Annotated in this window: 20 protein-coding genes; 6 read left to right on the forward strand and 14 right to left on the reverse strand. The window is 64.4% G+C overall.

The window, feature by feature from the left end; translation table 11 throughout:
- Positions 1–276: 276 nt before the first annotated feature.
- Positions 277–918, reverse strand: a complete 642-nt coding sequence (locus OH705_RS19650; RefSeq protein WP_038706700.1) for a TetR/AcrR family transcriptional regulator — start codon at positions 916–918, stop codon at positions 277–279.
- A 172-nt stretch (positions 919–1,090) separates the two neighbouring features.
- Between OH705_RS19650 and OH705_RS19655 the strand changes: the two genes are divergently transcribed.
- Positions 1,091–2,191, forward strand: coding sequence for an efflux RND transporter periplasmic adaptor subunit (locus tag OH705_RS19655; protein ID WP_104444976.1), 1,101 nt, complete (start codon positions 1,091–1,093; stop codon positions 2,189–2,191).
- Between the two features lie 6 nt (positions 2,192–2,197).
- Positions 2,198–5,263, forward strand: a complete 3,066-nt coding sequence (locus OH705_RS19660; protein WP_267302821.1) for an efflux RND transporter permease subunit — start codon at positions 2,198–2,200, stop codon at positions 5,261–5,263.
- Between the two features lie 130 nt (positions 5,264–5,393).
- On the opposite strand, the gene OH705_RS19665 is transcribed toward OH705_RS19660, so the two are convergent.
- Together OH705_RS19665 and plsB are read right to left on the reverse strand one after the other, a co-directional pair.
- Positions 5,394–6,080, reverse strand: a complete 687-nt coding sequence (locus OH705_RS19665) for a DUF4197 domain-containing protein (RefSeq protein ID WP_267302822.1) — start codon at positions 6,078–6,080, stop codon at positions 5,394–5,396.
- Positions 6,081–6,144: 64 nt separating this feature from the next.
- Complete coding sequence (gene plsB / locus OH705_RS19670; protein ID WP_267302823.1) at positions 6,145–8,634, reverse strand: glycerol-3-phosphate 1-O-acyltransferase PlsB; 2,490 nt, start codon at positions 8,632–8,634, stop codon at positions 6,145–6,147.
- A 228-nt stretch (positions 8,635–8,862) separates the two neighbouring features.
- Between plsB and OH705_RS19675 the strand changes: the two genes are divergently transcribed.
- The gene (locus tag OH705_RS19675; RefSeq protein ID WP_011535295.1) at positions 8,863–9,072 is read left to right on the forward strand and encodes a cold-shock protein; all 210 of its coding nucleotides are present in this window, start codon (positions 8,863–8,865) and stop codon (positions 9,070–9,072) included.
- 64 nt (positions 9,073–9,136) lie between these two features.
- Here OH705_RS19675 and OH705_RS19680 read toward each other — a convergent pair whose 3' ends face one another.
- The 4 genes from OH705_RS19680 to OH705_RS19695 all read right to left on the reverse strand — a co-directional run bounded on the left by OH705_RS19680 (position 9,137) and on the right by OH705_RS19695 (position 14,205).
- Positions 9,137–9,514 carry a hypothetical protein gene (locus tag OH705_RS19680; RefSeq protein WP_023631318.1) on the reverse strand — a complete coding sequence of 126 codons (378 nt, stop codon included), beginning with the start codon at positions 9,512–9,514 and terminating at the stop codon, positions 9,137–9,139.
- 17 nt (positions 9,515–9,531) lie between these two features.
- The gene (locus tag OH705_RS19685; protein WP_038706696.1) at positions 9,532–10,344 is read right to left on the reverse strand and encodes a putative RNA methyltransferase; all 813 of its coding nucleotides are present in this window, start codon (positions 10,342–10,344) and stop codon (positions 9,532–9,534) included.
- Positions 10,344–11,495: a succinyl-diaminopimelate desuccinylase gene (gene dapE / locus OH705_RS19690; RefSeq protein WP_023631787.1), complete on the reverse strand. Its 1,152-nt coding sequence runs from the start codon at positions 11,493–11,495 to the stop codon at positions 10,344–10,346. Before dapE ends, OH705_RS19685 begins: the two co-directional genes overlap by 1 nt.
- A 118-nt stretch (positions 11,496–11,613) precedes the next feature.
- The gene (locus tag OH705_RS19695; protein WP_094011642.1) at positions 11,614–14,205 is read right to left on the reverse strand and encodes a glycosyltransferase; all 2,592 of its coding nucleotides are present in this window, start codon (positions 14,203–14,205) and stop codon (positions 11,614–11,616) included.
- A gap of 288 nt (positions 14,206–14,493) precedes the next feature.
- Here OH705_RS19695 and tcdA point away from each other — a divergent pair, with 288 nt between their 5' ends.
- Positions 14,494–15,303, forward strand: a complete 810-nt coding sequence (gene tcdA, locus OH705_RS19700) for a tRNA cyclic N6-threonylcarbamoyladenosine(37) synthase TcdA (RefSeq protein WP_038706694.1) — start codon at positions 14,494–14,496, stop codon at positions 15,301–15,303.
- A 19-nt stretch (positions 15,304–15,322) separates the two neighbouring features.
- Here the strand turns inward: tcdA and OH705_RS19705 are convergent, their stop codons facing one another.
- The 4 genes from OH705_RS19705 to OH705_RS19720 form a co-directional block, all read right to left on the reverse strand.
- Positions 15,323–15,733 (reverse strand): SufE family protein, encoded by a 411-nt coding sequence (locus OH705_RS19705; RefSeq protein ID WP_094011641.1) that lies wholly within the window; start codon positions 15,731–15,733, stop codon positions 15,323–15,325.
- Positions 15,730–16,935, reverse strand: a complete 1,206-nt coding sequence (locus OH705_RS19710; RefSeq protein WP_094011640.1) for a cysteine desulfurase — start codon at positions 16,933–16,935, stop codon at positions 15,730–15,732. Before OH705_RS19710 ends, OH705_RS19705 begins: the two co-directional genes overlap by 4 nt.
- Before the next feature lie 80 nt (positions 16,936–17,015).
- Positions 17,016–18,050 (reverse strand): 2,3,4,5-tetrahydropyridine-2,6-dicarboxylate N-succinyltransferase, encoded by a 1,035-nt coding sequence (gene dapD / locus OH705_RS19715; RefSeq protein WP_038706693.1) that lies wholly within the window; start codon positions 18,048–18,050, stop codon positions 17,016–17,018.
- Positions 18,051–18,092: 42 nt separating this feature from the next.
- Positions 18,093–18,440 (reverse strand): ArsC family reductase, encoded by a 348-nt coding sequence (locus OH705_RS19720; protein WP_023631566.1) that lies wholly within the window; start codon positions 18,438–18,440, stop codon positions 18,093–18,095.
- A gap of 283 nt (positions 18,441–18,723) precedes the next feature.
- Between OH705_RS19720 and OH705_RS19725 the strand changes: the two genes are divergently transcribed.
- A complete protein-coding gene (locus OH705_RS19725; protein WP_038706692.1) occupies positions 18,724–20,370 on the forward strand; it encodes a Na+/H+ antiporter in 1,647 nt (548 codons plus the stop codon).
- 189 nt (positions 20,371–20,559) lie between these two features.
- On the opposite strand, the gene dapC is transcribed toward OH705_RS19725, so the two are convergent.
- The 3 genes from dapC to map are packed head-to-tail and all read right to left on the reverse strand — an operon-like array spanning position 20,560 to position 25,288.
- Entirely contained in the window at positions 20,560–21,756 is a 1,197-nt protein-coding gene (gene dapC, locus OH705_RS19730) for a succinyldiaminopimelate transaminase (protein WP_267302824.1), read from the reverse strand.
- A 21-nt stretch (positions 21,757–21,777) separates the two neighbouring features.
- Positions 21,778–24,480, reverse strand: a complete 2,703-nt coding sequence (locus tag OH705_RS19735) for a [protein-PII] uridylyltransferase (RefSeq protein ID WP_094011638.1) — start codon at positions 24,478–24,480, stop codon at positions 21,778–21,780.
- Positions 24,481–24,505: 25 nt separating this feature from the next.
- Positions 24,506–25,288: a type I methionyl aminopeptidase gene (gene map / locus OH705_RS19740; RefSeq protein ID WP_094011637.1), complete on the reverse strand. Its 783-nt coding sequence runs from the start codon at positions 25,286–25,288 to the stop codon at positions 24,506–24,508.
- A 347-nt stretch (positions 25,289–25,635) separates the two neighbouring features.
- Here map and rpsB point away from each other — a divergent pair, with 347 nt between their 5' ends.
- Positions 25,636–26,373, forward strand: a complete 738-nt coding sequence (gene rpsB, locus OH705_RS19745) for a 30S ribosomal protein S2 (RefSeq protein WP_267302825.1) — start codon at positions 25,636–25,638, stop codon at positions 26,371–26,373.
- The last annotated feature ends 95 nt before the right edge of the window (positions 26,374–26,468 follow it).

A 26,468-nucleotide genomic window follows, 5' to 3' on the forward strand; every position in this document is an offset into this window, starting at 1 on the left:
GGGGCGTACAGCGCGGTACCCACGGGAGCAAGAACGGAGCGAGGGAACCCCGGAGCGAAGCGTAGGGGCCGTATGAACGGAGCCGAACGGTTTTGCCTACTTTTGTCAAGACAAAAGTAGGTCGCCGTAAAGGCGACAGGGTGACTAAATGTCGACATCTTCTACGAATGCGCTCACAAAACCCAAAACAATCGCCCCGAACCCGAACCCGAACCCGAACCCGAACCCGAACCCGAACCCGAACCCGAACCCGAACCCGAACCCGAACCCGAACCCTTACCCCCGAAACGCCCGAATAAAAACCCCCACCGCCTCCCGCACATGCGCCTCAGCCTCATCCCCCACCAGCGCCGGCGAGCACCCCAGCAGCAACCTATAATCCGGCGCCCCCTTCACCAGGCAGAAGAAATGCTCCGCCGCCTGCCACGGGTTATCGATCCGCAGCAGTCCCCGCTGATCGACACAACGCAGCAACGCCTCCATCCCGCTCATTACCCGCTTGGGCCCCGCCGCGTAGAAGTACTGACCAAACCCCGGATCCTGGCTGCCCAGGGCAAAGATCAGGCGGCTCAGCTTGACGGCCTCGTCGCTGCTGATCAAAGCCTGGAAGCCACGGGCAATGTTCAGCAGCACGTCTTCCACCGCCGCGCCTTCGGGATACTCGAACATCAGGTCAGGCAACTGGTTCTGGCAGGTGGCCATGACCGCCGCGCCGAACAGCGTCTGCTTGTCGGTGAAATGGCTGTAGACGGTGAGTTTTGAAACACCTGCCGCCGCCGCGACCGCATCCATGCTGGTGTTGGCATAGCCAAGGCTGAGGAACAGGTGCTTGGCAGCTTCGAGGATGGCCTCGCGCTTAGCCAGGTCCTTGGGCCGGCCGGGGCCGATGGGTGCGTCGTTGGACATGAGGGACCGCATTCTCTGTGAAAGGGGCACATCTTACCGGGTCCGCGGGCGGTCGGCTGCAGCGTACGTCGTATCACTAAAACGGCATTTTCTCTGAAACGCCCGCTTCCCCGACCAGGTTCGCTAATTTAATATACTCATCAGTATAAATATTCAAAGCGCCCTCTGCCAAAGGTCATTCATCATGTTGCGTCGTGCATTGTCACTCGCCCTGCCGGCCGCCGCCGTGCTGCTGCTCACCGCCTGCGGCCAGGAGGCCGCGCCGCCCACCGCGCCGCGTCCGGCGCTGGTGGTTCAACCACAACCGGCTGGCGCCTCCGCCGACAGTTACCCCGGCGAGGTGCGGGCGCGCTTCGAACCTGACCTGGCGTTCCGTATCGGTGGCAAGGTCAGCAAACGCCTGGTGGAGGAGGGGCAGCGGGTCAAGGCCGAGCAGCCGCTGGCCGAACTCGATCCCCAGGACGTACGCCTGCAACTGGAAGCCAACCGCGCTCAGCTGGCGGCGGCCGAGGCCAACCTGGCGCTGGTGCGCGCCGAGCGCGATCGCTACCAGAAACTGCTGCATCGGCAAATGGTCAGCCACTCTCAGTTCGACAATGCCGAGAACCTCTATCGCGCCGGCATGGCCCGTCTGAAGCAAGCCAAGGCCGAGTACGAGGTAGCGGGTAACCAGGCCGAGTATGCCGTGTTGCGCGCCCCTCAGGCCGGCGTGATTGCCAAGCGCCAGGTCGAAGTGGGGCAGGTGGTGGCGGCAGGGCAAACCGTCTTCACGCTGGCCGCCGATGGTGAGCGCGAAGTGGCCATAGGCCTCCCAGAGCAGCAGTTCGCCCGCTTTGCCGTGGGGCAGGTAGTCAGCGTTGAACTTTGGTCGCACCCGAACCGGCGATTCGAAGGGCGGATTCGCGAGCTCTCCCCGGCGGCGGACCCCCGTTCGCGCACCTTCGCCGCGCGCATCGCCTTTACCTCCAACGCCACCCCGGCCGAACTGGGTCAGAGCGCACGGGTGTTCATCGACCATGGCGAACGCTCGCCGCTGGCGGTGCCGCTGTCGGCGGTGACCGCCGAAGCGGGGCAGGCCTATGTCTGGCGGATCGGCCAGGATAACCGCCTGGAACGCGTCCCCGTGCGCCTCGGCGCTTATGGCGCGGACAGCGTGCCGGTGCTCGAAGGCCTGCAGGCCGGCGACTGGGTGGTTGCCGCCGGTGGCCACGTGCTGCGCGAGGGGCAACAAGTGCGGCCTGTGGACCGCAGCAACCGTGAAGTGAACCTGGCGGCCAAGGAGTAAGTCCCGATGGGTTTCAACCTTTCCGCCTGGGCGCTGCGCAACCGCCAGATCGTGTTGTTCCTGATGATACTGCTGGCAGCAATTGGCGCCATTTCCTACACCAAGCTCGGACAGAGCGAGGACCCTCCGTTCACCTTCAAGGCCATGGTCATCCGGACCCTTTGGCCGGGCGCGACCGCCGAGGAGGTCGCCCGCCAGGTCACCGAGCGTATCGAAAAGAAACTGATGGAGACTGGCGAGTACGAGCGGATCGTCTCGTTCTCCAGGCCCGGTGAGTCCCAGGTCACCTTCATGGCCCGCGACTCGATGCATTCGGCGCACATCCCCGAGTTGTGGTACCAGATCCGCAAGAAAGTCGCGGATATCAAGCACACCCTGCCCCCCGAAGCGCAGGGGCCATTCTTCAATGACGAGTTCGGCACCACCTTCGGCAATATCTACGCCCTGACCGGTGCCGGCTTCGACTATGCGGTGCTCAAGGACTACGCCGACCGTATCCAGATCCAGCTGCAGCGGGTCAAGGACGTGGGCAAGGTGGAGCTCATCGGCCTGCAGGATGAAAAGATCTGGATCGAACTGTCCAACGTCAAGCTGGCCACGCTCGGGGTGCCGCTCGCCGCCGTGCAGCAGGCACTGCGCGAGCAGAACGCGGTGAGTACCGCGGGCTTCTTCGAAACCCCCAGCGAGCGCCTGCAACTGCGGGTCAGTGGGCGCTTCGACAGCGTCGAACAGATTCGCCAGTTCCCTATCCGCATCGGTGACCGCACCTTCCGCATCGGTGATGTCGCCGAGGTACAGCGCGGTTTCAACGACCCACCCGCGCCGCGCATGCGCTTCATGGGCGAGGACGCCATCGGGCTGGCGGTATCGATGAAGGACGGCGGCGACATCCTGGTGCTCGGCAAGGCCCTGGAAGGCGAGTTTGCCCGCCTCGCGCAGAGCCTGCCGGCGGGCATGGAGCTGCGCAAGGTGTCCGACCAGCCGGCGGCGGTGAAGGCCGGGGTTGGTGAGTTCGTTCAGGTGCTGGTTGAGGCCTTGGTCATTGTCCTGCTGGTGAGCTTCTTCTCGCTCGGCCTGCGCACCGGCCTGGTGGTGGCTCTGGCGATCCCGCTGGTGCTGGCCATGACCTTCGCTGCCATGCACTACTTCGGCATCGGCCTGCACAAGATCTCGCTGGGGGCGCTGGTGCTGGCCCTGGGCCTGCTGGTCGACGACGCGATCATCGCGGTGGAGATGATGGCGATCAAGATGGAACAGGGCTACGACCGGCTCAAGGCGGCGAGCTATGCCTGGACCAGCACGGCGTTCCCGATGCTCACCGGCACCCTGATCACCGCCGCAGGCTTCCTGCCGATTGCCACGGCGGCTTCGGGTACAGGGGAATACACCCGTTCGATCTTCCAGGTGGTGACCATCGCCCTGCTGACCTCCTGGGTTGCCGCAGTGGTATTCGTGCCCTACCTGGGCGAGCGCCTGCTGCCGGACCTGGCCAAGCTCCACGCGGCCCGCCGCGGCGCTGACGGGCACGCCCCCGACCCCTATGCGACGCCGTTCTACCAGCGTGTCCGGCGTGTAGTGGAATGGTGCGTGCGGCGGCGCAAGACGGTGATCGTGCTGACCATCGCCGCGTTCGTCGGTAGCATCCTGCTGTTCCGCTTCGTACCGCAGCAGTTCTTCCCCGCGTCCGGGCGGCCGGAACTGATGGTCGATCTTAAGCTGACCGAAGGCGCTTCGCTGAACAACACCGCCGAGCGGGTCAAGCAATTGGAGGCGCTCCTCAAGCAGCAGGACGGTATCGCCAACTATGTTGCCTATGTCGGCACCGGTTCGCCGCGTTTCTACCTGCCGCTGGACCAGCAACTGCCTGCGGCGAGCTTTGCCCAGTTCGTGGTGCTGGCCAAGTCGCTGGAGGACCGTGAACGCCTGCGCAGCTGGTTGATCGGCACTCTGGACCAGCAGTTCCCCGACCTGCGTTCGCGTGTCACGCGCCTGGAAAACGGCCCGCCCGTAGGCTACCCGGTGCAGTTCCGGGTTACCGGCGAACACATCGAGAGGGTTCGCGCCCTGGCCCGCGAGGTGGCGGCCAAGGTGCGCGAGAACCCGCATGTGGTCAACGTGCACCTGGACTGGGAAGAACCGAGCAAGGCGGTGTACCTGGACATCGACCAGGACCGTGCCCGGGCGCTGGGCGTGAGCACCGCGCACCTGTCGAGCTTCCTGCAGAGTTCACTGACCGGCAGCAACGTCAGCCAGTACCGCGAAGACAACGAGCTGATCGAGATTCTCCTGCGCGGTACGCCAGAGGAGCGCCGTGAGCTGGGCAACGTGGGCAGTCTGGCGGTGCCCACCGACAACGGCCAGAGCGTGGCCCTGTCGCAGGTGGCGACCCTGGAGTACGGCTTCGAGGAAGGCATCATCTGGCACCGCAACCGCCTGCCCACGGTCACCGTGCGCGCCGATATCTACGACAAGGAACAGCCGGCGACCTTGGTCAAGCAGATCCAGCCGACGCTGGCGCAGATCAAGGACGAGCTGCCTGATGGCTACTTGCTCGAGGTGGGCGGGACGGTGGAAGACTCCGAGCGTGGCCAGCGTTCGGTGAACGCCGGGATGCCACTGTTCATCGTGGTGGTGCTGAGCCTGCTGATGATCCAGCTGCGCAGTTTCTCGCGGATGTTCATGGTGTTCCTCACCGCGCCCCTCGGGCTGATCGGCGTGACCCTGTTCCTGCTGGTGTTTCGCCAGCCATTCGGCTTCGTCGCCATGCTCGGGACCATCGCCCTGGCCGGCATGATCATGCGCAACTCGGTGATCCTGGTGGACCAGATCGAACAGGACATCGCCGCGGGGATGGAGCGTTGGCAGGCGATCATCGAGGCCACGGTGCGACGCTTCCGGCCAATCGTGCTGACCGCGCTGGCGGCGGTGCTGGCTATGATTCCGTTGTCGAGGAGTGTGTTCTACGGGCCGATGGCGGTAGCGATCATGGGCGGGTTGATCGTCGCCACGGTGCTGACCCTGCTGTTCCTGCCGGCGTTGTATGCGGCGTGGTTCAGGGTCAAGAAAAACTGAGGAACGAGCGGGAGGGCTTTGCCCTCCTATCGCCGGCAAGCCGGCTCCCACACGAGTTGCGCAGTACCTGTGGGAGCTGGCTTGCCAGCGATAGGGCTGCACAGCAGCCCCACCGGTTTTCAGCTCGACATCACAGCGCGCCGAACACCTTCTTGGCCAGGCTGGTGGCCGCACCGGCCGGGTTCTGGCGAATGCTTTCTTCCTGCTTGCCGATCATTTCGAACAAGCCGTCCAGCGCCTTCTCGGTCACATAGTTCTCGATATTGGCGTCATCCTTGATCAGGCCCAGGCCTTTGGCCTGCCCTGCAAAGTTGTTGTACTGCTGGGCCAGGCCGACCTTGTCGGTGGCCTGCTTGACGATCGGCAGGAACTTGGCGCGGATCTGCTCGCGGCTGCTCTTGTTCAGGTACTGGGTGGCCGAGTCCTGGCCGCCGCTGAGGATGCCCTTGGCATCGGTCACGGTCATCTTCTTCACCGCGTCCACCAGAATCGCCTGGGCTTGCGGCACGGCAGCCTCGGCGGCCTTGTTCATGCTGGTTTCCAGGGCATCGACCTGGTCACCCTTGCCGAACATCTTCATGGCTTTGGCCGCTTTGCCGAGGTTGCCCGGCAGCTCGATGCGCACGTCCGGGTTGTTGCTGAAGCCGCCGGGGGTGCTCAGTTGCTTGACGGCGATCTGCGCGCCTTGGGTAAGGGCGTCCTTCAGGCCGCCGGAGGCGTCGCTCTGGGACAGGTCACCGAGCGACAGGGCCAGGGCGCTGGCCGACAACAGCAGGCCGGCGCACAGAGTGGTGAAGCGCAGGGAGGAGCGGATCATGGGGCTTTCCTTATGAGCAGAGTGGAGCAGGTTCAGCGTATCGTTTAGTCCGTGATCGGGCCAGTCAGGCAGTCACCGCGGGTTCCGCTGTTTCATCGCGGTGCAAGGCCACCTGGCGGATCGACAGGCGCAGCTCGGCCGACAGCACGCGCTTGGCCACGCCTTCGGCCAGCTCGGCGAGCTTGTCGTGGTAGCCCAGCTTGCCGGCGCTGTCGGGGCGCAAGACCCCTTCACGTACCAGCGTCTGGATGAAGTGGCGGAACAAGGTCTTGTCGAAGAACTCGGGCGCATTCAAGCCATGCAGGATCGACAGGCGCTGGGCCATCATCACGCACAGCTCCTCCAGTTCTTCGGCGTTCAGCGTGTGCTGGCCGCTGTTGAGCAGCAGCGAAGTGGCCATGTAGAAGCGCTGCAGGGTCTGGGTGATGGTACGGGCCAGCAGCGTCAGCAGCACGAACTGCCGCGAGCTGGGCGCGGGGCGCATGTAGATGTCTTGTTCCTTGCGTAGCAGCCCCTGTTCGACCAGCGCCGCCAGCCACTGGTCGATCACCTCGTCCAGTTGCTCGGGCGTCCAGCGCAGGAACAGTTCGGCCTGCAGGTACGGATACAGCGCCCGCACGTACTGGCCCAGCAGTTCGCGGCTCATGCGCGAGCTGCTGAGGAAGAAGCTCGCCAGCAGCCCCGGCAGGGCGAAGATGTGCAGCACGTTGTTGCGGTAGTAAGTCATCAGTACCGCGTTGGCTTCGTCCAGGTAGAGGATGCGACCCAGCGCATCCTTTTGCTCAGCCAGCAGGTCCATGCCCAGTACGTGCTCGATAAGTGTCTTGCCGTCACCCTCGGGCAGGGTGGTGTGCGGCGAGTAGGGCACCTGGCGCAGCAGGGCCAGGTACAGGTCGAGCACGCGGGTCAGGGCGCGTTCGTCCAGGGCCAGGCGGCTGGTCGACAGCAGCGCCAGCGCCACCAGGTTGACCGGATTGATTGCCGCGGCCTCGTTGAGGTGGCGGGCAACCGTTTCGCCCAGGCGGGTGGTAGTCTCGTTGAGCCAGTCCGGGCGGAACTGCGGGGCCAGCGCCTGTTCGCGCCAGCCGGGTTGCTGCTGGTCGAGGAAGCTGTTCAGGCGGATTGGCTCGCCGAAGTTGACGTACACTTGGCCGAAGCGCTGCTTGAGCGCGCCGATAACCTTGAAGATGTCGAAGATCGATTCCTTCTTCTTGCTGGCGCCGCGCAGCTCGCCCAGGTAGGTGCGGCCTTCGAGCACCCGCTCGTAGCCGATGTACACCGGCACGAAGACGATCGGCGTGCGCGAGGAGCGCAGGAAGCTGCGCAGGGTGATCGCCAGCATGCCGGTGCGCGGTTGCAGCATGCGCCCGGTGCGCGAGCGCCCGCCTTCGACGAAGTACTCCACCGGGAAACCCTTGGTGAACAGGGTGTGCAGGTATTCGTTGAACACGGCGGTGTACAGCGGGTTGCCCTTGAACGTGCGGCGCATGAAGAACGCCCCGCCGCGGCGCAGCAGGCCGCCGATCACCGGCATGTTGAGGTTGATGCCGGCAGCGATGTGTGGCGGCGTCAGGCCGTTGCGGAACAGCAGGTAGGACAGCAGCAGGTAGTCGATATGGCTGCGGTGGCAGGGCACGTAGATCACTTCATGGCCGGGGGCGATGCCTTGCACCTGCTCGATGTGGTTGACCTTGATGCCGTCGTAGATCTTGTTCCAGAACCAGCTCAGCACCACTTCGAGGAAGCGGATCGCGGTGTAGGTGTAGTCCGAGGCGATCTCGTTGCCATAGTACAGCGCCTTGGCCTCGGCCTTGGCGTAGGGGATCTTCTCGCGGTCGGCCTCGTCGCTGATCGCCTGGCGCACCAGCGGATCGTGCACCAGCCCTTTGACCAGGTTGCGACGGTGCGAGATGTCCGGCCCGATGACCGCGGTCTTCAGGTTGCGAAAGTGCACGCGCATCATGCGTTGGGCCATGCGCACGGTGCGCTCATGGCCCTTGTTGTGCTGCACCAGCTCGCGCAGGTGGATCGGTGCGGAGAACTGCACCCGGGTCTTGCGCCCGAGGATCAGCACGCTGAGCAGGCGGCGCAGGCGGCCGGTGACCGCCCAGCTGTCGGCGAAAAGCAGCTTCCACGGGCTCGACTCGCTGGCTGGGGTCTGACCCCAGAACACGCTGACCGGGATGATCTGTGCGTCTTCCTCGGCATGCTGGCTGATTGCCGCGACCAGGCGCTCGAGGGTGGGCGGCGCGCCGCGTTTGTCTTGCCGGCCGAGCCAGTCAGGGTCGGGGGTCAGGTAGAAGAACGCCGCGGGCTCCTGCAGCGGGCCGACGGCCACCGGCAGTACCGGGCGCGGCAGCCCTGCTTTGGTGCACTCGTGGTCGACCACGGCCAGGTCGGTGAGCGACGGCGAGGAGAGGGCATAGAACACCGGTCGGCTGCGGTCAAGCTTGAGCGTCAGCGAGGACTGGTTGATGGTTTCGGAGCGCACCCACAGGTAGAGAACGCGACGCAGGGCGCCGAAGATGAGGCGGCGCAGGGGAGAACGGGTCATGGGGTGGGCCCTGGGTGGAAGTAACAGTGTTTTTTCAGCACGTTAGTCTGCCGTATCTGCGTAAGTTCAGCAAAATTCCGCCATAAATGCCCCTGTCATGAATTTTTTTTGTTCCCTGTCATATACTCGGCCTGCCGCTTGCAGGATATTCGTGCAAGCTGCGTCGGCGCGGGCGGTGAGCCCATGCCAGCAAGGCGATCTTCAAAATAAAAATCCGGAGTAGTTCAGATGTCGTCTCGTGAGACTGGGAATGTGAAGTGGTTCAACGATGCCAAGGGTTATGGCTTCATTCAGCGCGAAGGTGGTGCGGACGTGTTCGTCCACTATCGGGCTATCCGCGGTGAGGGGCATCGCACCCTGGTCGAGGGACAGCAGGTGGAGTACGCACTCGTGCAGGGCCAGAAAGGCCTGCAGGCAGAGGATGTAGTCGGGCTCTGAGCCTTCCGGCTGCACGCTCAAGCTGCAAGTTGTCCGTGGAACTTGCAGCCTGATGCGAACGGCCTCAGCTGGTACGCCAGGTGATTTCCTCTTCACCGTCGGCGCTGATGCGGATCCAGCGATCGGCATCTTCTTCCCCGTCTTCTTCCGCCCAGCTACCTGGCGCGCAACGCACTTCGACGTTCAGCGCAGCGAATGCCGCACGGGCGCAGGCGATGTCGTCGGCCCAGGGTGTCTGGTCGCTTTCCAGGTACAGGCTGTTCCATTTCCCCACAGCTTTCGGTAACCAGGTGACCGGGATGTTACCGGCCGTGCACTTGAAGGTCTGGCCTTTCTGCTTCCATTCGCTGCACGGGCCAAGGGCCTGGGTCAGCCAGTCGGCGATCTGCTTGTGATCGACCTCGGCGTCCTTGAGGTAGATCTCGATATCGGGTTGACGCATGGGAAGCTCCAGTGTGCTCAGTCTTGGCGCACGAAATAGTCATAACGCATGGAAACGGTGACCACGAAGGGTTCGGGCTGTTCGATCACTTGTGCGCGCTTCTCGGCGCTGGCCCGCCAGCCGTGCGGGGTCATCGCCAGCAGGTCGGCGCGGGCCTTGGCCTCGACCAGGCTCAGGCGGAACTCGAGGATCTCGCCGTGGGCGTGGGTCATGCCTGCCGGGACCAGGGCCAGGTGCTTGTCGTCGGCGTAGGGGCGCACTTCATCGTAGAGCACCTCGCGCAGCTCCATCAGATGGCCGCTGGTCGGGCCGACCCGCATCAGGCCGCCGCCCGGGGCCAGCAGGCGCCTGGCCTCCTGCCAGTCGAGCGGGCTGAACACGCTGGCGATGAAGCTGCAGCTGGCATCGGCCATGGGCACGCGGGCCATGCTGGCCACCATCCAGGTTACCTCGGGCGCACGGCGGCAGGCACGCTTGACCGCCTCGCGGGAGATGTCCAGGGCGTAGCCGTCGGCCGCCGGCAGCGCCTGGGCGATCTGCGCGGTGTAGTAGCCTTCGCCGCAGCCGATGTCCAGCCAGGCCTGCGGCTGGCGCTCGGCCGCCAGTTGTGCCAGGCGGCGTGCCACCGGGGCGTAATGGCCGGCGTCGAGGAAGTCGCGACGGGCTTCGACCATGGCCTGGTTGTCGCCCGGGTCGCGGCTGTTCTTGTGCTGCACCGGCAGCAGGTTCAGGTAGCCCTGGCGGGCGCGGTCGAAGCGGTGGCCGGCGGGGCAGGCCACGCCATTGTCGAGCTGCGCCAGGGGCGCCTGGCAGAGAGGGCAGGCGAGCATCAGGCGAGCAACCGGACCAGGGTCTGGTAGTAGATCTCGGTCAGCAGGTCGAGATCGCTGGCCAGGATACGCTCGTCCACCTGGTGGATGGTGGCGTTGACCGGGCCGAGCTCGACCACCTGGGTGCCCATGGTGGCGATGAAGCGGCCATCGGAGGTACCGCCACTGGTCGATGGTCGGGTCTCGCGGCCAGTGACGGCCTTGATGCTTGACGACACTGCATCGAGCAATTCACCCGGCTCGGTGAGGAACGGCAGGCCCGACAGCGCCCAATCGATGCTCCATTCCAGCTGGTGCTTGTCGAGGATCGTCGCGACGCGTTGCTGCAAGCCCTCGACCGTCGATTCGGTGGAGAAACGGAAGTTGAACAGTGCCGTCAGTTCGCCCGGGACCACGTTGGTGGCGCCAGTGCCGGAGTTGAGGTTGGAGATCTGGAAGCTGGTCGGCGGGAAGAATGCATTGCCTTCGTCCCAGTGCTCGGCGGCCAGCTCGGCCAGGGCCGGCGCGGCCAGGTGGATCGGGTTGCGCGCCAGGTGCGGGTAAGCCACATGGCCTTGCTTGCCGCGCACGGTCAGCTTGGCGCCAAGCGAGCCGCGGCGGCCGTTCTTGACCACGTCACCGAGCAGGGTGGTGCTGGACGGCTCGCCGACGATGCACCAGTCCATGCGCTCGTTGCGCGCCTTCAGGCGCTCGACCACAGCCTTGGTGCCGTGGTGGGCCGGGCCTTCCTCGTCGCTGGTGATCAGGAATGCGACCTTGCCACGGTGGTTCGGGTAGTCGTGCACGAAGCGCTCGCAGGCCACCACCATCGACGCCAGGCTGCCCTTCATGTCGGCGGCGCCGCGGCCGCAGAGCATGCCGTCGGCATCGATCAGCGCTTCGAACGGCTCGTGCTGCCACTGCTGCACCGGGCCGGTGGGGACCACATCGGTGTGGCCTGCGAAGCACAGCACCGGGCCTTCCTGGGTGCCATGGCTGGCCCAGAAGTTGTCGACGTCTTCGATGCGCATCGGCTCGAGCTGGAAGCCGACGGCGCCCAGGCGGTTCATCATCTGGGTCTGGCAGTCGGCATCGACCGGGGTGACCGACGGGCGGCGGATCAGGTCGCAGGCCAGTTGCAGGGTAGGCGAAAGCTCGGCAGGGGCCGTCATTGCAAGACTCCGGGGGCAAGGCAGGGCGGGAAACTGGGGCGTTATCTTATATCAAATGATGCCTGCGGACACGATGTGCTTCGTGGGAGCGGCGGCGCGCCGCCGCTTCCACGCTACATCAAACGACCTGTGCTTCGCTTGCCTTCTCCGCCGGCTTGGGCAATGACGACAGCAACGCCATCACCAATGCCGCCAGGTACGGCAACGACTGCACCAGCAGCATCGCCACCCAGAAGCGCATGTCCGAACTCGGCAGCCCCTGCACCAGGTAGATCCCCAGCGCCGCGCCCCACAGCATCAGCATGATGAACAGCTCTTCGCGGGCCTCGGCAATCGCCACCAGCAGACCATGGCTGTCGGCATTCTTCGGCGTGCGGAAGAACGGCATGCTGCTGGTGAAGAAACCGTACAGGACCGCCTTGGCGATGGTATGCGACAGCGCCAGCCCCGCCAGTGCGGCGGCGAAGGCATCCTTCAGGTCGACCCCCACCGCGCGGCGATAGAGGAACAGGATCTTGCCGACCTTGAAGAAGAACAGCGCCAGCGGCGGGATGGCGAACATCATCAGCGGCGGATCGACCCGATGCGGCACGATGATCATCGCCGCCGACCACAGCAGGGCGCCGACGGTGAAGAAGATGTTCATGCCATCGGCGATCCATGGCAGCCAGCCGGCCAGGAAGTGGTAGCGCTGGCCGCGGGTCAGCTCGCTGCCCTTGCCGCGCAGCAGCGCGCCGGCGTGGTGCTTGATGATCTGGATGGCGCCGTAGGCCCAGCGGAAGCGCTGCTTCTTGAAGTCGATGAAGGTGTCGGGCATCAGGCCCTTGCCGTAGCTGTTGTGGGCGTAGGCTGCCGACAGGCCTTTCTCGAACACTCGCAGGCCCAGCTCGGCGTCTTCGCAGATGCACCATTCGGCCCAGCCGAGCTCCTCGAGCACGCTGCGCCTGGTCATGGTCATGGTGCCGTGCTGGATGATCGCGTCACGGTCGTTGCGGGTGACCATGCCGATATGGAAGAAGCCCTTGTACTCGCTGTAGCACAGCTTCTTGAAGGCGCTTTCGTGCTGGTCGCGGTAGTCCTGCGGCGACTGCACCACGGCGATCTTCGGGTCGGCGAAGTGCGGCACCATGTGTTTTAACCAGTTGCGGTCGACGCAGTAGTCCGAGTCGATCACCGCGATCACCTCGGCGTCCTTGGCGGTGTGCGGAATCAGGTAGTTCAGGGCGCCGCCCTTGAAGCCGGCCAGGGGCGCGACGTGGAAGAACTTGAAGCGCTCGCCGAGCTTCTCGCAGTGGGCCTTGAGCGGTTCCCACACGGCCGGGTCCTTGGTGTTGTTGTCGATCACCAGCACTTCGTAGTCTGGGTAGTCCAGCGCGGCGAGGGCGTCGAGGGTCTGCTTGACCATCTCCGGCGGCTCGTTGTAGCACGGCACATGCACCGAGACCTTGGGTCGATAGGCGCTGTCGCCCTGCACGGGCAGGAACTCGCGTCGGCGCTTGTGGATCCACACCGCCTCGGCCAGTTCGTGGGCCTCGGTCAGCAGCACGATGAATACCCCGAGGGCGCCCAGTGCCAGCAGCACGCCCACGGTCAGGCTGAACCAGGTGCTGTACTGCTGGCTGTAGTCGTAGGCGATCCATACCAGCACCGACCCGCACAGGAAGGTGATGAAGGTGAGGAAGGTGCGCCCGCGCTGGCGCAGGGCCGAGCCGTCGATCAGCAGGATGGCCAGGGCGATCATCGCCAGCACTACCGAGGCCACGGCCAGGGCGCGCCATTGCGGGATCGCCACGATCGGGCCTTCAAAGTTGAACTTCTGTTGGCGCTCGGCGTTGTACACGCCCCAGTAGGCGCCCACCGAGCCTTCGTCGCTGGCCTTCCATGGCTGGTCGTAGGCCTCGATGACGAAGTAGTTATAGCCACGACGGTTGAGGGTGTTGACCAATGTGCGCAGGTAGATGGCCTGGTCGGCCTGGGTGGCGTCGGCGCCACCGCGCATGCGGCCATTGCTCGGCCAGCCGACCTCCGAGAGCAGCAGCGGTTTGCGCGGGAACTGCTTGCGCAGCTCGCGGGCACGGTCGAGGACGAATTGCACCGAGTCCTTCATGGGCACGAATTCCCAATAGGGCAGTATGTGCGCGGCGATCAGGTCGACGTGTTTCGCCAGCTCCGGGTGTTCCTTCCAGATGTGCCACTGCTCGCTGGTGGTCACCGGCACCTTCACTGCGGCGCGTACCCGGTCCAGGTAGCCGATCAGCTGTTCGGCGGTGACCTCCTCGCGAAACAACGCTTCGTTGCCGACCACCACCCGCACCACGCTGCGTGAGGTATTGGCCAGGCCGATGGCCTTTTCGATCTCGCGCTCGTTGCGCTCCTGGTCGTTGCTGATCCAGATGCCCAGGGTCACGCGCAGGCCGAGCTCTTCGGCCAGGCGCGGTACCTCGGCCTGGGTGCCTTCGACGGTGTAGATGCGCACGTTGTCGGTCAGTTTGTTCAGTTGCTCGAGGTCCTGGCGGATCTCGTCCTCGCTGGGGTACTGGCCTTTCTGCGGGCTCTGCCCCAGGCGGAAGGGCGAATAGGAGAAACCGGAAATCTGTTCCGGCCAGGCGGGGGCGGACACCGGGCGGTTGATCAAGGCCCAGAACCCGGTGAACAGCGCGGCAATGGCCAGGACCACTACCAGGTTGAGACCGAATTTACGTGATGACATAGGTGTTCGAGGTTCCGAAGAGGGGAGCGAGGGTCGCTGTCGCAGGCCGTGGGTCCTACAAGTGCCGGAGAAGGTAATCCGTTGGATTATCGGCAAGGAATGTAGTTCTCAGGCCGCTCACTTGTCGTCCAGATATATTTGCTTGATAGGACATTAAAGCAGGGTCGGTAGGTTTTGTTCCAACCCCTGGCCGCTCTGCCACGCCCTTGCGGCGTGTTCACGCGCTGTGCTCCCCCCGCAGCGCATGCCTTGGCATATAATGCGCGCCGGTTTTTTCGAGGTACCCACATGAGCACAGAAGATCCACGCTTCGCCGGCGTTGCCCGGCTCTACGGCGACGACGGCTTGCAGCGCCTGCGTCAGGCCCATGTGGCCATCGTCGGCATCGGCGGGGTCGGCTCGTGGGCGGCCGAGGCCCTGGCGCGCAGCGGCGTGGGCGAGATCAGCCTGTTCGATCTAGACGACGTCTGCGTGAGCAACACCAACCGTCAGGCCCACGCCCTCGAAGGGCAGGTGGGCCGCCTCAAGGTGGAGGTGATGGCCGAGCGTCTGCGGGCGATCAACCCGGCCTGCACGGTGCACGCGGTGGCCGACTTCGTCACCCGCGAGACCATGGCCGAGTACATCACCGAACAGATGGACTGCGTGATTGACTGCATCGACAGCGTGATGGCCAAGGCCGCGCTGATCGCCTGGTGTCGCCGACGCAAGATCGCCATCGTCACCACTGGTGGCGCCGGCGGGCAGATCGACCCGACCCAGATCCAGGTCGGCGACCTCAACAAGACCTTCAACGACCCGCTGGCTTCACGGGTGCGCTCGACCTTGCGCCGCGACTACAACTTCTCGCGCAACACCAGCCGCAACTATGGCGTGCCGTGCGTGTTCTCCAGCGAACAGCTGCGCTACCCCAAGGGCGACGGCAGTGTGTGCCTGCAGAAGAGCTTTGTCGGTGAAGGCGTGCGCCTGGACTGCGCAGGTGGTTTCGGCGCGGTGATGATGGTGACCGCGACCTTCGGCATGGTGGCGGCGAGCAAGGCCGTTGAAAAGCTTGTAGCCGGGGCGCGGCGCCCTTCGGAGCGGGTCAAGGCTGATTAGGCTATCGCGGGGCAGTGGTTCAGCCCTGGGTAGCGAGTTCGGCCATCCTCAGTAGCACCGCATGCAGCCCATTGCTGCGCGACGGTGACAACTGCCGCTCCAGCCCCAGTTGGGTAAACCAGGCGCTCAGGTCGAGCGCTGCCAACTGATCGCTGGCCAAGCCTTGCACTCGCACAAGAAGAAGTGCCAGCAATCCCCGCAGCATCCGCGCATCGCTGCCTGCCTTGAACCGCCACTGGCCGTCATCCTGCACCGCCACCAGCCAAACCAGGCTCTCGCAGCCATGCACCCGGTTGGTCTCGGTCTTGTCGCTGTCGCCCAGTGGCTCCAGGCGGTCACCCCACTGCATCAGCAACCGCGCCCGCTGCTCCCAGCCACGCGCCTGTTCGAACGCTTCCAGCGCTTGGCTGGCCTCTGGCGAAAGGTTCATCGCAACAGCTCCAGGCCTTTGTCGAGCGCTTCGAAGAAACGCTGCAGGTCGTCGCTGTCGGAGTACAGCCCCAGCGATACGCGGATCGCGCCATCGAGCCCCAGGTGCCTGAGCAGTGGCATGGCGCAATGGTGCCCGGCGCGCACGGCGATACCCTGTTCTGTCAGCAGGTGGGCGATATCGGCGTTGTGCACGCCATCGATGACGAAACTGGCCAGTGCCGCCTCGGGCGAGCCGAGCAGGCGAACTCCCTCGCGATCGGCCAGGCCACGTACCAGGCACTGGTGCAAGCTGGCTTCATGGGCGGCCACGGCATGTACGTCGAGGCTGGCCAGGTAGTCCAGGGTGGCGCCCAGGCCGATCACCCCGGCAATCGGCGGGGTGCCGGCTTCGAAACCCAGTGGCGCGGGGCGGAAGCTGGCGCTCTGGTAGTCCGCCATCTGCACCATTTCTCCGCCGTATTGCCAGTGACGCAGCAACGCCAGCGCATCCTGGCGGCCGTAAAGTACGCCCACTCCGTCCGGACCATAGAGTTTGTGGCTGGAGAACACATAGAAATCGCAGGCCAGTTGCTGCACGTCATGTCGGCCATGAACCACGCCCTGGGCGCCATCGACAACGCTCAGCGCGCCTTGGGCGCGGGCATGCGCCAGCAAAGGCGTCAGCGGTTGCCAGGTACCCAGCACGTTGGACAGTTGGCTGATCGCCAGCAGGCGAGTGCGCGGGCCTATCAGTTGCAGGGCCTGCTCCAGGTCGACATGCCCCTGGTCAGTAACCGGCAGGACCACCAGGCGCAGGTTGCGGCGATGCGCCAGTTGTTGCCAGGGCAGCAGGTTGGCGTGGTGCTCCAGGCCGCTGACGGCGATTTCGTCGCCTGCCTCGAAGCGATGTTCCAGACCATAGGCCAGCAGGTTCAAGGCCGAGGTAGCACCGTGGGTGAATACGATCTGGCGCGCATCGGCTGCATTGAGCCAGGCGGCGACCTTGTCCCGTGTGCCCTCGAAAGCCTGTGTCGCCAAGGCGCCGGGCAGGTGCTGGGCGCGGTGTACATTGGCTGCGCCATGGCCGTAGTAATGGCTCAGGGCATCGAGCAGGGCCTGGGGTTTCTGCGTGGTGGCGGCGCTATCCAGGTAGGTCTGGTGCTGCCGTTGCAGGGCGGCGATGGCCGGGAAATCGGTACGCCAGGGGGAGGGCTGGAACATGTTCGCGGGGCCTGGAATGAAAAATCGGGTCTGCCCGTAGGAGCAGACCCGATCTTATCACCTCAAACCCAGGCAGAGCCTCAGTTGTGAGCGTGCAGTGCCTCGTTCAGCTCGATGGCCGACTTGTGGGTCTTGCACTCCACGGCGCCATTGAGCGAGTTGCGGCGGAACAGCAAGTCGGTCTGGCCGGCCAGATCGCGCGCCTTGACCACCTTGACCAGCTGGTTGTTCTCATCCAGCAGGTTCACCTTGGTGCCGGCGGTGATGTACAGGCCGGCTTCGACGGTGTTGCGGTCGCCCAGCGGGATGCCGATACCGGCGTTGGCGCCGATCAGGCAACCTTCGCCGACCTTGATGACGATGTTGCCACCACCGGACAGGGTGCCCATGGTCGAGCAACCGCCGCCCAGGTCGGAGCCCTTGCCGACGAACACGCCAGCGGAGACGCGGCCTTCGATCATGCCCGGGCCTTCGGTACCGGCGTTAAAGTTGACGAAGCCTTCGTGCATGATGGTGGTGCCTTCGCCAATATAGGCGCCCAGGCGCACACGAGCAGTGTCGGCGATGCGCACGCCGGCTGGCACCACGTAGTCGGTCATCTTCGGGAACTTGTCCACCGAGAACACTTCCAGCAGTTCGCCTTTCAGGCGCGCTTCCAGTTGCCGCTCGGCAAGCTCGGCCAGGTCGACCGCGCCCTGGTTGGTCCAGGCGACGTTGGGCAGCAGCGGGAAGATGCCGGCCAGCGATACACCGTGCGGCTTGACCAGGCGGTGCGACAGCAGGTGCAGCTTGAGGTAGGCCTCGGGGGTGGAGGCCAGGGCGCCGTCTTCGGCCAGCAGGGTGGCGACCAGCGGCTTGTGGCTCTCGGCCAGGCGGGTCAGCAGGGCTGCTTGCGCTGCATCAACGCCCTTGAGCGCGTCGGCCAGTTGGGCGGCCTGGGCGGTGCTGAAGGCGATGGCCTGGTTGCCACCTTCATAACCGAGAACCGGCGCGATGGCCGCGACCAGTTCGGCGGACGGCTTGAGCACAGGCTGTGCGTAGAAGACTTCCAGCCAGGTGCCCTGGCGGTTCTGGGTGCCGACACCGAAGGCCAGGCTGAACAGCGATTGAGACATGCGATTACCTCATGCGAAATGGGGATGGAGCGTAATGCGTGATCAGGCCAGCGCCGCCGCGTAGAGATCGGGCTTGAAGCCGACCAGCGTGCGCTCGCCGAGGTCGAGCACCGGGCGCTTGATCATCGAAGGTTGGGCGACCATCAGTTCGACGGCCTTGGCCTGGTCGAGGTTGGCCTTGCTGGCGTCGTCGAGCTTGCGGAAGGTGGTCCCGGCGCGGTTCAGCACGACTTCCCAGCCATGCTCGTCGCACCAGCGGTTCAGGCTGTCGCGGTCGATGCCCTGGGTCTTGTAGTCGTGGAAGTCGTAGCCAATGGCCTTTTCTTCAAGCCAGGTACGGGCCTTTTTCATGGTGTCGCAGGCTTTGATGCCGTAGAGAGTGTAAGCCATTGAAATGCCTGGGGCTGCCGGCGGTGGCCTGGCGTCCCCGATACTCCTTGAAGATTGGGTGGCAGCGATTATGCGGTATCGATGGGGTTGGCGCCACGGCTGCGGGCCCGAAGGTATGGGGGGATGTATGTCACATCGTCTCAAGTAGCATTGTGTTACATATTCGCTGGTGGGTTGCGACTAACGTGCAGCGGTCCACAATAGAAGGTCCTCGCTAACATATTGTTTCAATGGCGATGTTTCGCCTTGCTGTCGTTTCTCCGATCACACAGGAAGCTTGCTGATGCAGTCAGCCTATACCGTTCTTATCCTGCTGATGCTGGTGAGCGTGTCGAAACTGGTGGGGCGCGTGTTGCCACTGCCGCTGCCGCTGGTACAGATTGGCGCGGGTGCCTTGTTGGCCTGGCCAACCCTGGGATTGCATGTGGCGCTGGACCCGGAGCTGTTCCTGTTCCTGTTTTTGCCGCCGTTGCTGTTCGCCGATGGCTGGCGCATGCCCAAGCGCGAGCTGTGGCGCATACGCGGGCCGGTGGTGGCCCTGGCGGTGGGGCTGGTGCTGTTCACCGTGGTCGGCGCCGGGTACTTCATCCACTGGCTGCTGCCGAGCATTCCCCTGCCGGTGGCCTTTGCCCTGGCGGCGGTGCTGTCGCCCACAGATGCCGTGGCGGTCTCGGCCATCACCCAGGACCGCCTGCCCACGCCTCTGATGCACATGCTCCAAGGCGAGGCGTTAATGAACGATGCCTCGGGCCTGGTGACTTTCAAGTTCGCCCTGGCTGCCGCCATCACCGGCGTGTTCTCGCTGACCGAGGCCAGCCTGACCTTCGTGCTCGTGGCCCTTGGTGGCCTGGCGGTTGGCGTGGCGCTGAGCTGGCTGGTGGGGCGCCTGCGCATGTGGATGATCACCCGCGGCTGGGACGATCCGGCGACCCATGTGGTATTCATGCTGCTGCTGCCGTTCGCCGCCTATGTGCTGGCCGAGCGTCTGGGTGTTTCCGGCATCCTCTCGGCGGTGGCGGCGGGGATGATGCAGAGCTGGCTCGACCTGCTGCCGCGCCAGACCAGCACCCGCCTGCTCAATCGCAGTGTCTGGTCGCTGCTGGAGTTCGCCTTCAACGGCCTGATCTTCCTGCTGCTGGGCCTGCAGTTGCCGGATATCATCAAGGCGGTGGTCACCGACGAGGCAACTGTCTGGCCGACCCTGGTCTGGCGCTGTCTGGACGTGGTGGCGATCTTCGCCGCGCTGGTGCTGCTGCGCTTTGTCTGGGTGCAGAGCATCTGGCGGGCTATCGGCGTGGTACGGCGCTGGCGCGGCAAGCCGACGCTGGTACTGATGCCGACCGCCCGCTCCTGCTGGCTGCTGACCTTCGGTGGCGTGCGCGGGGCGGTGACCCTGGCGGGCGTGATGTCGGTGCCGCTGCTGATGGGAGCGGGCAAAGCCTTTCCCGAGCGCGACCTGCTGATCTTCATCGCCGCCGGGGTGATCCTGCTGTCGCTGGTCAGCGCGGTGATTGCCCTACCTATTTTGCTGCGTGGCGTTACCAAGAGTCCCGATGAGCGCTTGCACCAGGAGGTGCAGGAGGCCTGGCGGCGCACGGCCGAAGCGGCTATTCATGCCCTGGAAGCCGAAGAGGTGATCGATGCCAATGCGCCCCAGGACGCCGCCCAGGCCACCCTGGCCACTGAGCTGAAAGCGCGGTTGATGGCCGAATACCGGGATGAGCTGGACAGCTATAACGACACCGCAGAAGCCCGGGCGCTGGCAGAGCAGATGGATCTGCTGGAGCGTCGCCTGCGCCTGCGGGCATTACGTGCTCAGCGCCTGGAACTGTACGAGCTGCATCGCCAGCATCAGGTGGGCGATGAGGTGGTGCGACAGGTGCTGGGGGAACTGGACATGAGTGAGGCGAACCTGGGGCAGGTTCGCTAGGCTCTGTACGAAAAGCCTTGATACTTGTTCATGCTGCGTTGAAAACAGCCTCGGAATGCTCATGTACTCCAGTACAGTCGGGCGCGACCCCGGCCGTTCCTCGGCTGTTTTCGCCTTGCCTGACCTGCGTCTCAAGACTTTTCGTACAGAGCCTAGTGAAGCAGGGGGCGCAGGGCGCCCCCATGCAACTCAACGGTTGTGCAGGAAGTCCCGAATTCTCTCGGCGGCCTCGATGCACTCGGCCAGCGGCGCGACCAGCGCCATGCGCACGCGCCCGGCGCCCGGGTTGACCCCGTCCACCTCACGGGACAGGTACGAGCCCGGTACCACCGTGACATGCTCGGCCTCGAACAGGTCGCGGGTGAAATCGGCATCGCTGCCCGGCACCTTGGCCCACAGGTAGAAGCTGCCATCCGGGCGCTGCACATCCATTACCGGCTGCAGGATGCCGAGCACGGCGTCGTATTTGGCGCGGTACTGGTCGCGGTTCTCGCGCACGTGGGCCTCATCCTGCCAGGCGGCAATGCTGGCGAGCTGGGTTTGCACCGGCATGGCGCATCCGTGATAGGTGCGATACAGCAGGAACGGCTTGATGATCTCGGCGTCCCCGGCCACGAAGCCCGAGCGCAGGCCTGGCAGGTTGGAGCGCTTGGACAGGCTGTGGAACACCACGCAGCGCTTGAAGTCACTACGGCCAAGCGCTGCGCATGCACTCAGCAGGCCCGGTGGCGGTGCGTCCTCGTCGAAGTACAGTTCGCTGTAGCACTCGTCGGCGGCGATCACGAAGTCGTGTTTGTCGGCAAGGGCGATCAGTTTTTTCAGGGTGTCCATCGGCACCAGGGCACCCGTGGGATTGCCTGGGGAGCACAGGAACAGGATCTGGCAGCGCTCCCAGGTCTCGGCCGGCACGGCATCGAAGTCGGGGTTGAAGCCGTTGCTTTCCAGGCATGGCAGGTAGTGCGGGGTGGCGCCGGCCAGCAGGGCCGCGCCTTCGTAGATCTGGTAGAACGGGTTGGGGCTGACCACCAGCCCGTCGTCTTCGCGGTTGACCACGGCCTGGGTGAAGGCGAACAGCGCTTCGCGGGTGCCATTGACCGGCAGGATATGACGCTCGGCGTCCAACCAGCCCGCCGGCACGCCGAAGCGCGTCTGGCACCACTGAGCAATTGCCTGGCGCAAGGCCGGCAGGCCGAGGGTGCTGGGGTAGACCGCCAGCTTGTCGAGGTTGTCGGCCATGGCCTTGGCGACGAACGCCGGCGATTCATGCTTCGGCTCACCGATCGACAAGGCGATGGCACGCTTGTCGGCTGCCGGTTTCACGGTGCCCAGCAGGGCGCGCAGTTTCTCGAACGGGTAGGGCTGGAGCTGGGTCAGGGCGTGGTTCATCGGCGCAAGGTCTCGTTAGCGTCAAAAGGTCATGCGGGTAGGGCTGGCGTCGCTGGCCTGACCGGCCTGCAACTGCTGGACGATGGCTTCCTGCAGGCGGCTGCATAGCTGCGGGTCGGACAGCGGCTGGTTATCGGCGTCGGTGATGAAGAACACGTCTTCCACGCGCTCGCCGAGGGTGGCGATCTTGGCGTTCTGCAGCGAGATGTCGAACTCGAGGAAGATCCGCCCGATCCTGGCCAGCAGGCCGGGGCGATCGGGCGCAGTGATCTCGAGGATGGTCACCGGGCGCTGGGCATCGTTGAGGATGGTCACCTGCGGCGGGAAGTCGAAGTGCTTGAGCTGGCGTGGCACCCGGCGCTGGATGATCGCCGGGTAGTCCTCGGGGTTGCGCAAAGCGCTGGTCAGGCCGTCACGGATCTGGCTGACCCGCTTGGGATTGTCGCCGATCGAGCCGCCGTCGTTGTCGAGCACGATATAGGTGTCGAGGGTGAACTGGCTGCTCGAGGTGATGATCCGGGCATCATGAATGTTCAGGTTAAGCTGGGCCATGGCGGCCACGGTCACGGCGAAGAAGTCGTGCTGGTCGGGGGCGTAGATGAAGATCTGCGTGCCGCCCTCGAACTCGCGCTGCGTGGTTTCCTTGATCAGCACCAGCGGGCCGCCATCGGCCGGTTGCTGGAGGATCGCATCGCTGTGCCAGGCCACATCCGCGGCAGTGTGCTTGAGGAAGTAGTCGTCGCCCAGCTGCGACCAAAGCTGCTCGACATCGTCCGGGTCTGTGCCTTCGCGTATCAGGATATCCAGTGCCGCGCTCTGGGTCTGGCGGATCTGCTCTTCGCGGTCCAGTGGGTTTTCCAGGCCGCGGCGCAGGGCGCGCTTGGTCTCCGTATAGAGCTGGCGCAGCAGGCTCGCCCGCCAGGAGTTCCACAGGCTGGGGTTGGTGGCGTTGATATCGGCCACGGTCAGCACGTAGAGGTAGTCCAGCCGTGTCTCGTCACCGACATGCAGGGCGAAATCGTTGATCACCTGCGGGTCGGAGAGGTCCTTGCGCTGGGCGGTGGTGGACATCACCAGGTGGTTCAGCACCAGCCAGGCGATCAGGCGGCTGTCCCAGGCGGGCAGTTGGTGCCGTTCGCAGAACTGCTGCGCATCCACCGCGCCCAGTTCGGAGTGATCGCCCTGGCGACCTTTGCCGATGTCGTGGTACAGGCCGGCCAGGTAGATCAGCTCGGGCTTGGGCAGGCGGCCCATGAGCTTGCTGGCCAGCGGGAATTTCTCCGAGACCGGCGTGTATTGCAGTTTGCGCAGATGCTTGATCAGGTTGAGGGTGTGGGCATCGACCGTGTAGATGTGGAACAGGTCGTGCTGCATCTGCCCGACGATCAGGCCGAACTCCGGCAGGTAGCGGCCAAGGATGCCGTAGCGATTCATCCGCCGCAGATTGCGGTGGATGCCTATCTCGCACTTGAACAGCTCGATGAACAGGCTCGTGTTGCGGATATCGTGGCGGAACTTGTCGTCGATCAGGTGGCGATGTTCGCGCAGCAGGCGCACGGTGTCGGCACGCACGCCCTTGATTTCGGGGTGCTGGGCCATCAGTACGAAGATTTCCAGCATGGCGAACGGGGTGCGCCTGAAAACGTTCGGGTTGACCGCTTCTATATAGCCATCGTGCAGACGGAACCGGGCGTTGACGGGCTGCGTGGCGCCGCTGTCGTCGTCGGCCAGGATCACCTCCTCGAAATGCTGGATGATCAGGTCGCACAGCTGGCTGATGCTCATCACCACCCGGTAGTACTGCTGCATGAACTGTTCGATGGCGCGTTTGGGGTTCTCGTCGGTGTAGCCCAGCAGCGTGGCGATGCTGCGCTGGTGGTCGAACAGCAGGCGGTCTTCGGCGCGCCCGGCGAGCATGTGCAGGGCGTAGCGCACACGCCAGAGGAAGGCCTGGGACGAGGCCAGTAGCTCGTTTTCGCTCTCCAGCAGGAAGTCCTCGCCCGCCAGCGCGTGCAGGTTCAGCGTGCCGTACTGGCGCCTGGCTACCCAGAGCACGGTCTGGATGTCGCGCAGGCCGCCCGGGCCGCCCTTGACGTTGGGCTCGAGGTTGTACTCGGTGTCGTTGTACTTGTGATGGCGGGCCTTGAGTTCGGCACGTTTGGCCAGGAAGAACTCTTTGCTGGGCCACATGTGCGCGGTGCTGGTCGCGTCGAGCATGCGCTGGCGCAGGGCCTCGGGGCCGGCGATGGTGCGGCTTTCCATCAGGTTGGTGATGACCGTGAGGTCGGCCCGGGCCTGCTCGGCGCACTCGTCGACGGTGCGCACGCTCTGACCGACCTCCAGGCCGATGTCCCAGAGCAGGGTGAGGAAGCGCTCGATGGCATCGCGGTACTGCTCGTGTTCGGCGGCGTCGAGCAGGATCAGCAGGTCGATGTCCGAATACGGATGCAGCTCGCCGCGGCCGTAGCCGCCCACCGCCACCAGGGCGATGCCGCCTGGCGCGCCCCAGCTGAACTGGTGCCAGGCCTGTTGCAGGATGTTGTCGACGAACCAGGCGCGGTCCTCGATCAGCCGGCGGATCTCGCGGCCTTCGCGAAAACGCTTGTCGAGCACCTCGCCGGCCATGCGTATGGCCTTCTTGAAAGCGGCGATGGGGCTTGCCTTGAGGGCCAGTTCCGCCTGGAACTGGCCACGGTCGAACAGCTCGGGATCCACCTGGGGCATCGAGTCGCGTTCCTGTCGTTCAGTATCAGGCCGAGGTGCGCGGGATGGTGTCGTCCTTGCGCAGGGTGAAGATCTCGTAGCCGGTGGCGGTCACCACCAGGGTGTGTTCCCACTGGGCCGAGAGTTTGCGGTCCTTGGTGATGGCGGTCCAGCCGTCGCCCAGTACCTTGGTGTCGGCCTTGCCCTGGTTGATCATCGGCTCGATGGTGAAGGTCATGCCTTCCTTGAGCTCCATGCCGGTACCGGCACGGCCGTAGTGGACGATCTGCGGTTCTTCGTGGAACACCTTGCCGATGCCGTGGCCGCAGAACTCGCGGACCACCGAGAAACCATTCTTCTCGGCGTGCTTCTGGATCACCTCGCCGATGTCGCCCAGGCGGCAGCCGGGCTTGACCAGTTCGATGGCCTTGTACAGGCACTCCTGGGTGACCTTGGACAGGCGCTCGGCCCACGGCGCGACGGTGCCGACATGGAACATGCGGCTGGTGTCGCCGTGGTAGCCGTCCTTGATCACGGTCACGTCGATGTTGATGGTGTCGCCATCCTTGAGTGCCTTGTCATTGGGGATGCCATGGCAGACCACGTGGTTGATCGAGGTGCAGATCGACTTGGGGAAGCCCTTGTAGTTCAGCGGCGCCGGGATGGCCTTCTGCTCGTTGACGATGTAGTCGTGGCAGAGGCGGTCGAGCTCCTCGGTGGTGATACCGGGCTTGACGTGTGGCTCGATCATTTCCAGCACTTCGGCGGCCAGGCGGCCGGCGATGCGCATCTTCTCGATGTCTTCTGCGGTCTTGATGGTGACAGTCATTACAGGCTCTCTACGGCGCCGCGCGCGGCGCGAACAAACGGGAAAGGCCGGATTCTACCAGAGCGCGGCGGCGATCTGTCGGGATAGTCCAGCAGATCCGGTGGTCTATTGAGGGCATTCTGGCCCCAAAAGGCGGGGGCTGCAAAAGCCGCTGACGGACGAAGCATCATCCGGGTTCCGTTCGCTCGCCGGCTGTGGTATAAAATGCGCCGCTTTCGGGGGATGTCCTCCGTCAGCTCAAACCCACACACGTGTCGACACGATGGCCTGGGTGCCCGGTTTCCCTGGAAACACGGGTTGGTCATTGGGATACGTGGAGGCCCAACCCGACTTATCAAGGAACTATCATGTCCCAAGTCAACATGCGCGATATGCTGAAGGCCGGTGTGCACTTCGGCCACCAGACCCGTTACTGGAACCCGAAAATGGGCAAGTACATTTTCGGCGCGCGCAACAAGATCCACATCATCAACCTGGAAAAAACCCTGCCGATGTTCAACGAGGCTCTGTCCTTCGTAGAGCGCCTGGCCCAGGGCAAGAACAAGATCATGTTCGTCGGCACCAAGCGTTCCGCCGGCAAGATCGTCGCCGAGCAAGCAGCTCGTTGCGGTTCGCCATACGTTGATCACCGCTGGTTGGGCGGCATGCTGACCAACTACAAGACCATCCGCGCTTCGATCAAGCGTCTGCGTGACCTGGAAACCCAGGCCGAAGATGGTACTTTCACCAAGCTGACCAAGAAAGAAGCTCTGATGCGTTCGCGCGATCTGGAGAAGCTGGACCGCAGCCTGGGTGGTATCAAGGACATGGGCGGTCTGCCTGATGCCCTGTTCGTGATCGACGTCGACCACGAGCGCATTGCCATCACCGAAGCCAACAAGCTGGGCATCCCGGTCATCGGCGTCGTCGATACCAACAGCAGCCCTGAAGGTGTTGACTACATCATCCCAGGTAACGATGACGCCATCCGCGCTATCGAGCTGTACATGACTTCGATGGCCGACGCCGTCATCCGCGGCCGCAACAACGTTGCCGGCGGCACTGAAGTCTATGTTGAAGAATCGGCTGCACCTGCTGCCGAGTAATTGACGCTTAGCGTCTACTTGGCACGCAAAAAGGGGGCTTTGCCCCCTTTTTGCCACCTTGAAATCCTGCTGTCAGCGAAGGCCCCGCATCATGA

Source organism: Pseudomonas sp. BJa3, assembly GCF_026343815.1.
In the GTDB taxonomy this organism is placed as follows: Bacteria; Pseudomonadota; Gammaproteobacteria; order Pseudomonadales; family Pseudomonadaceae; genus Aquipseudomonas; species Aquipseudomonas soli.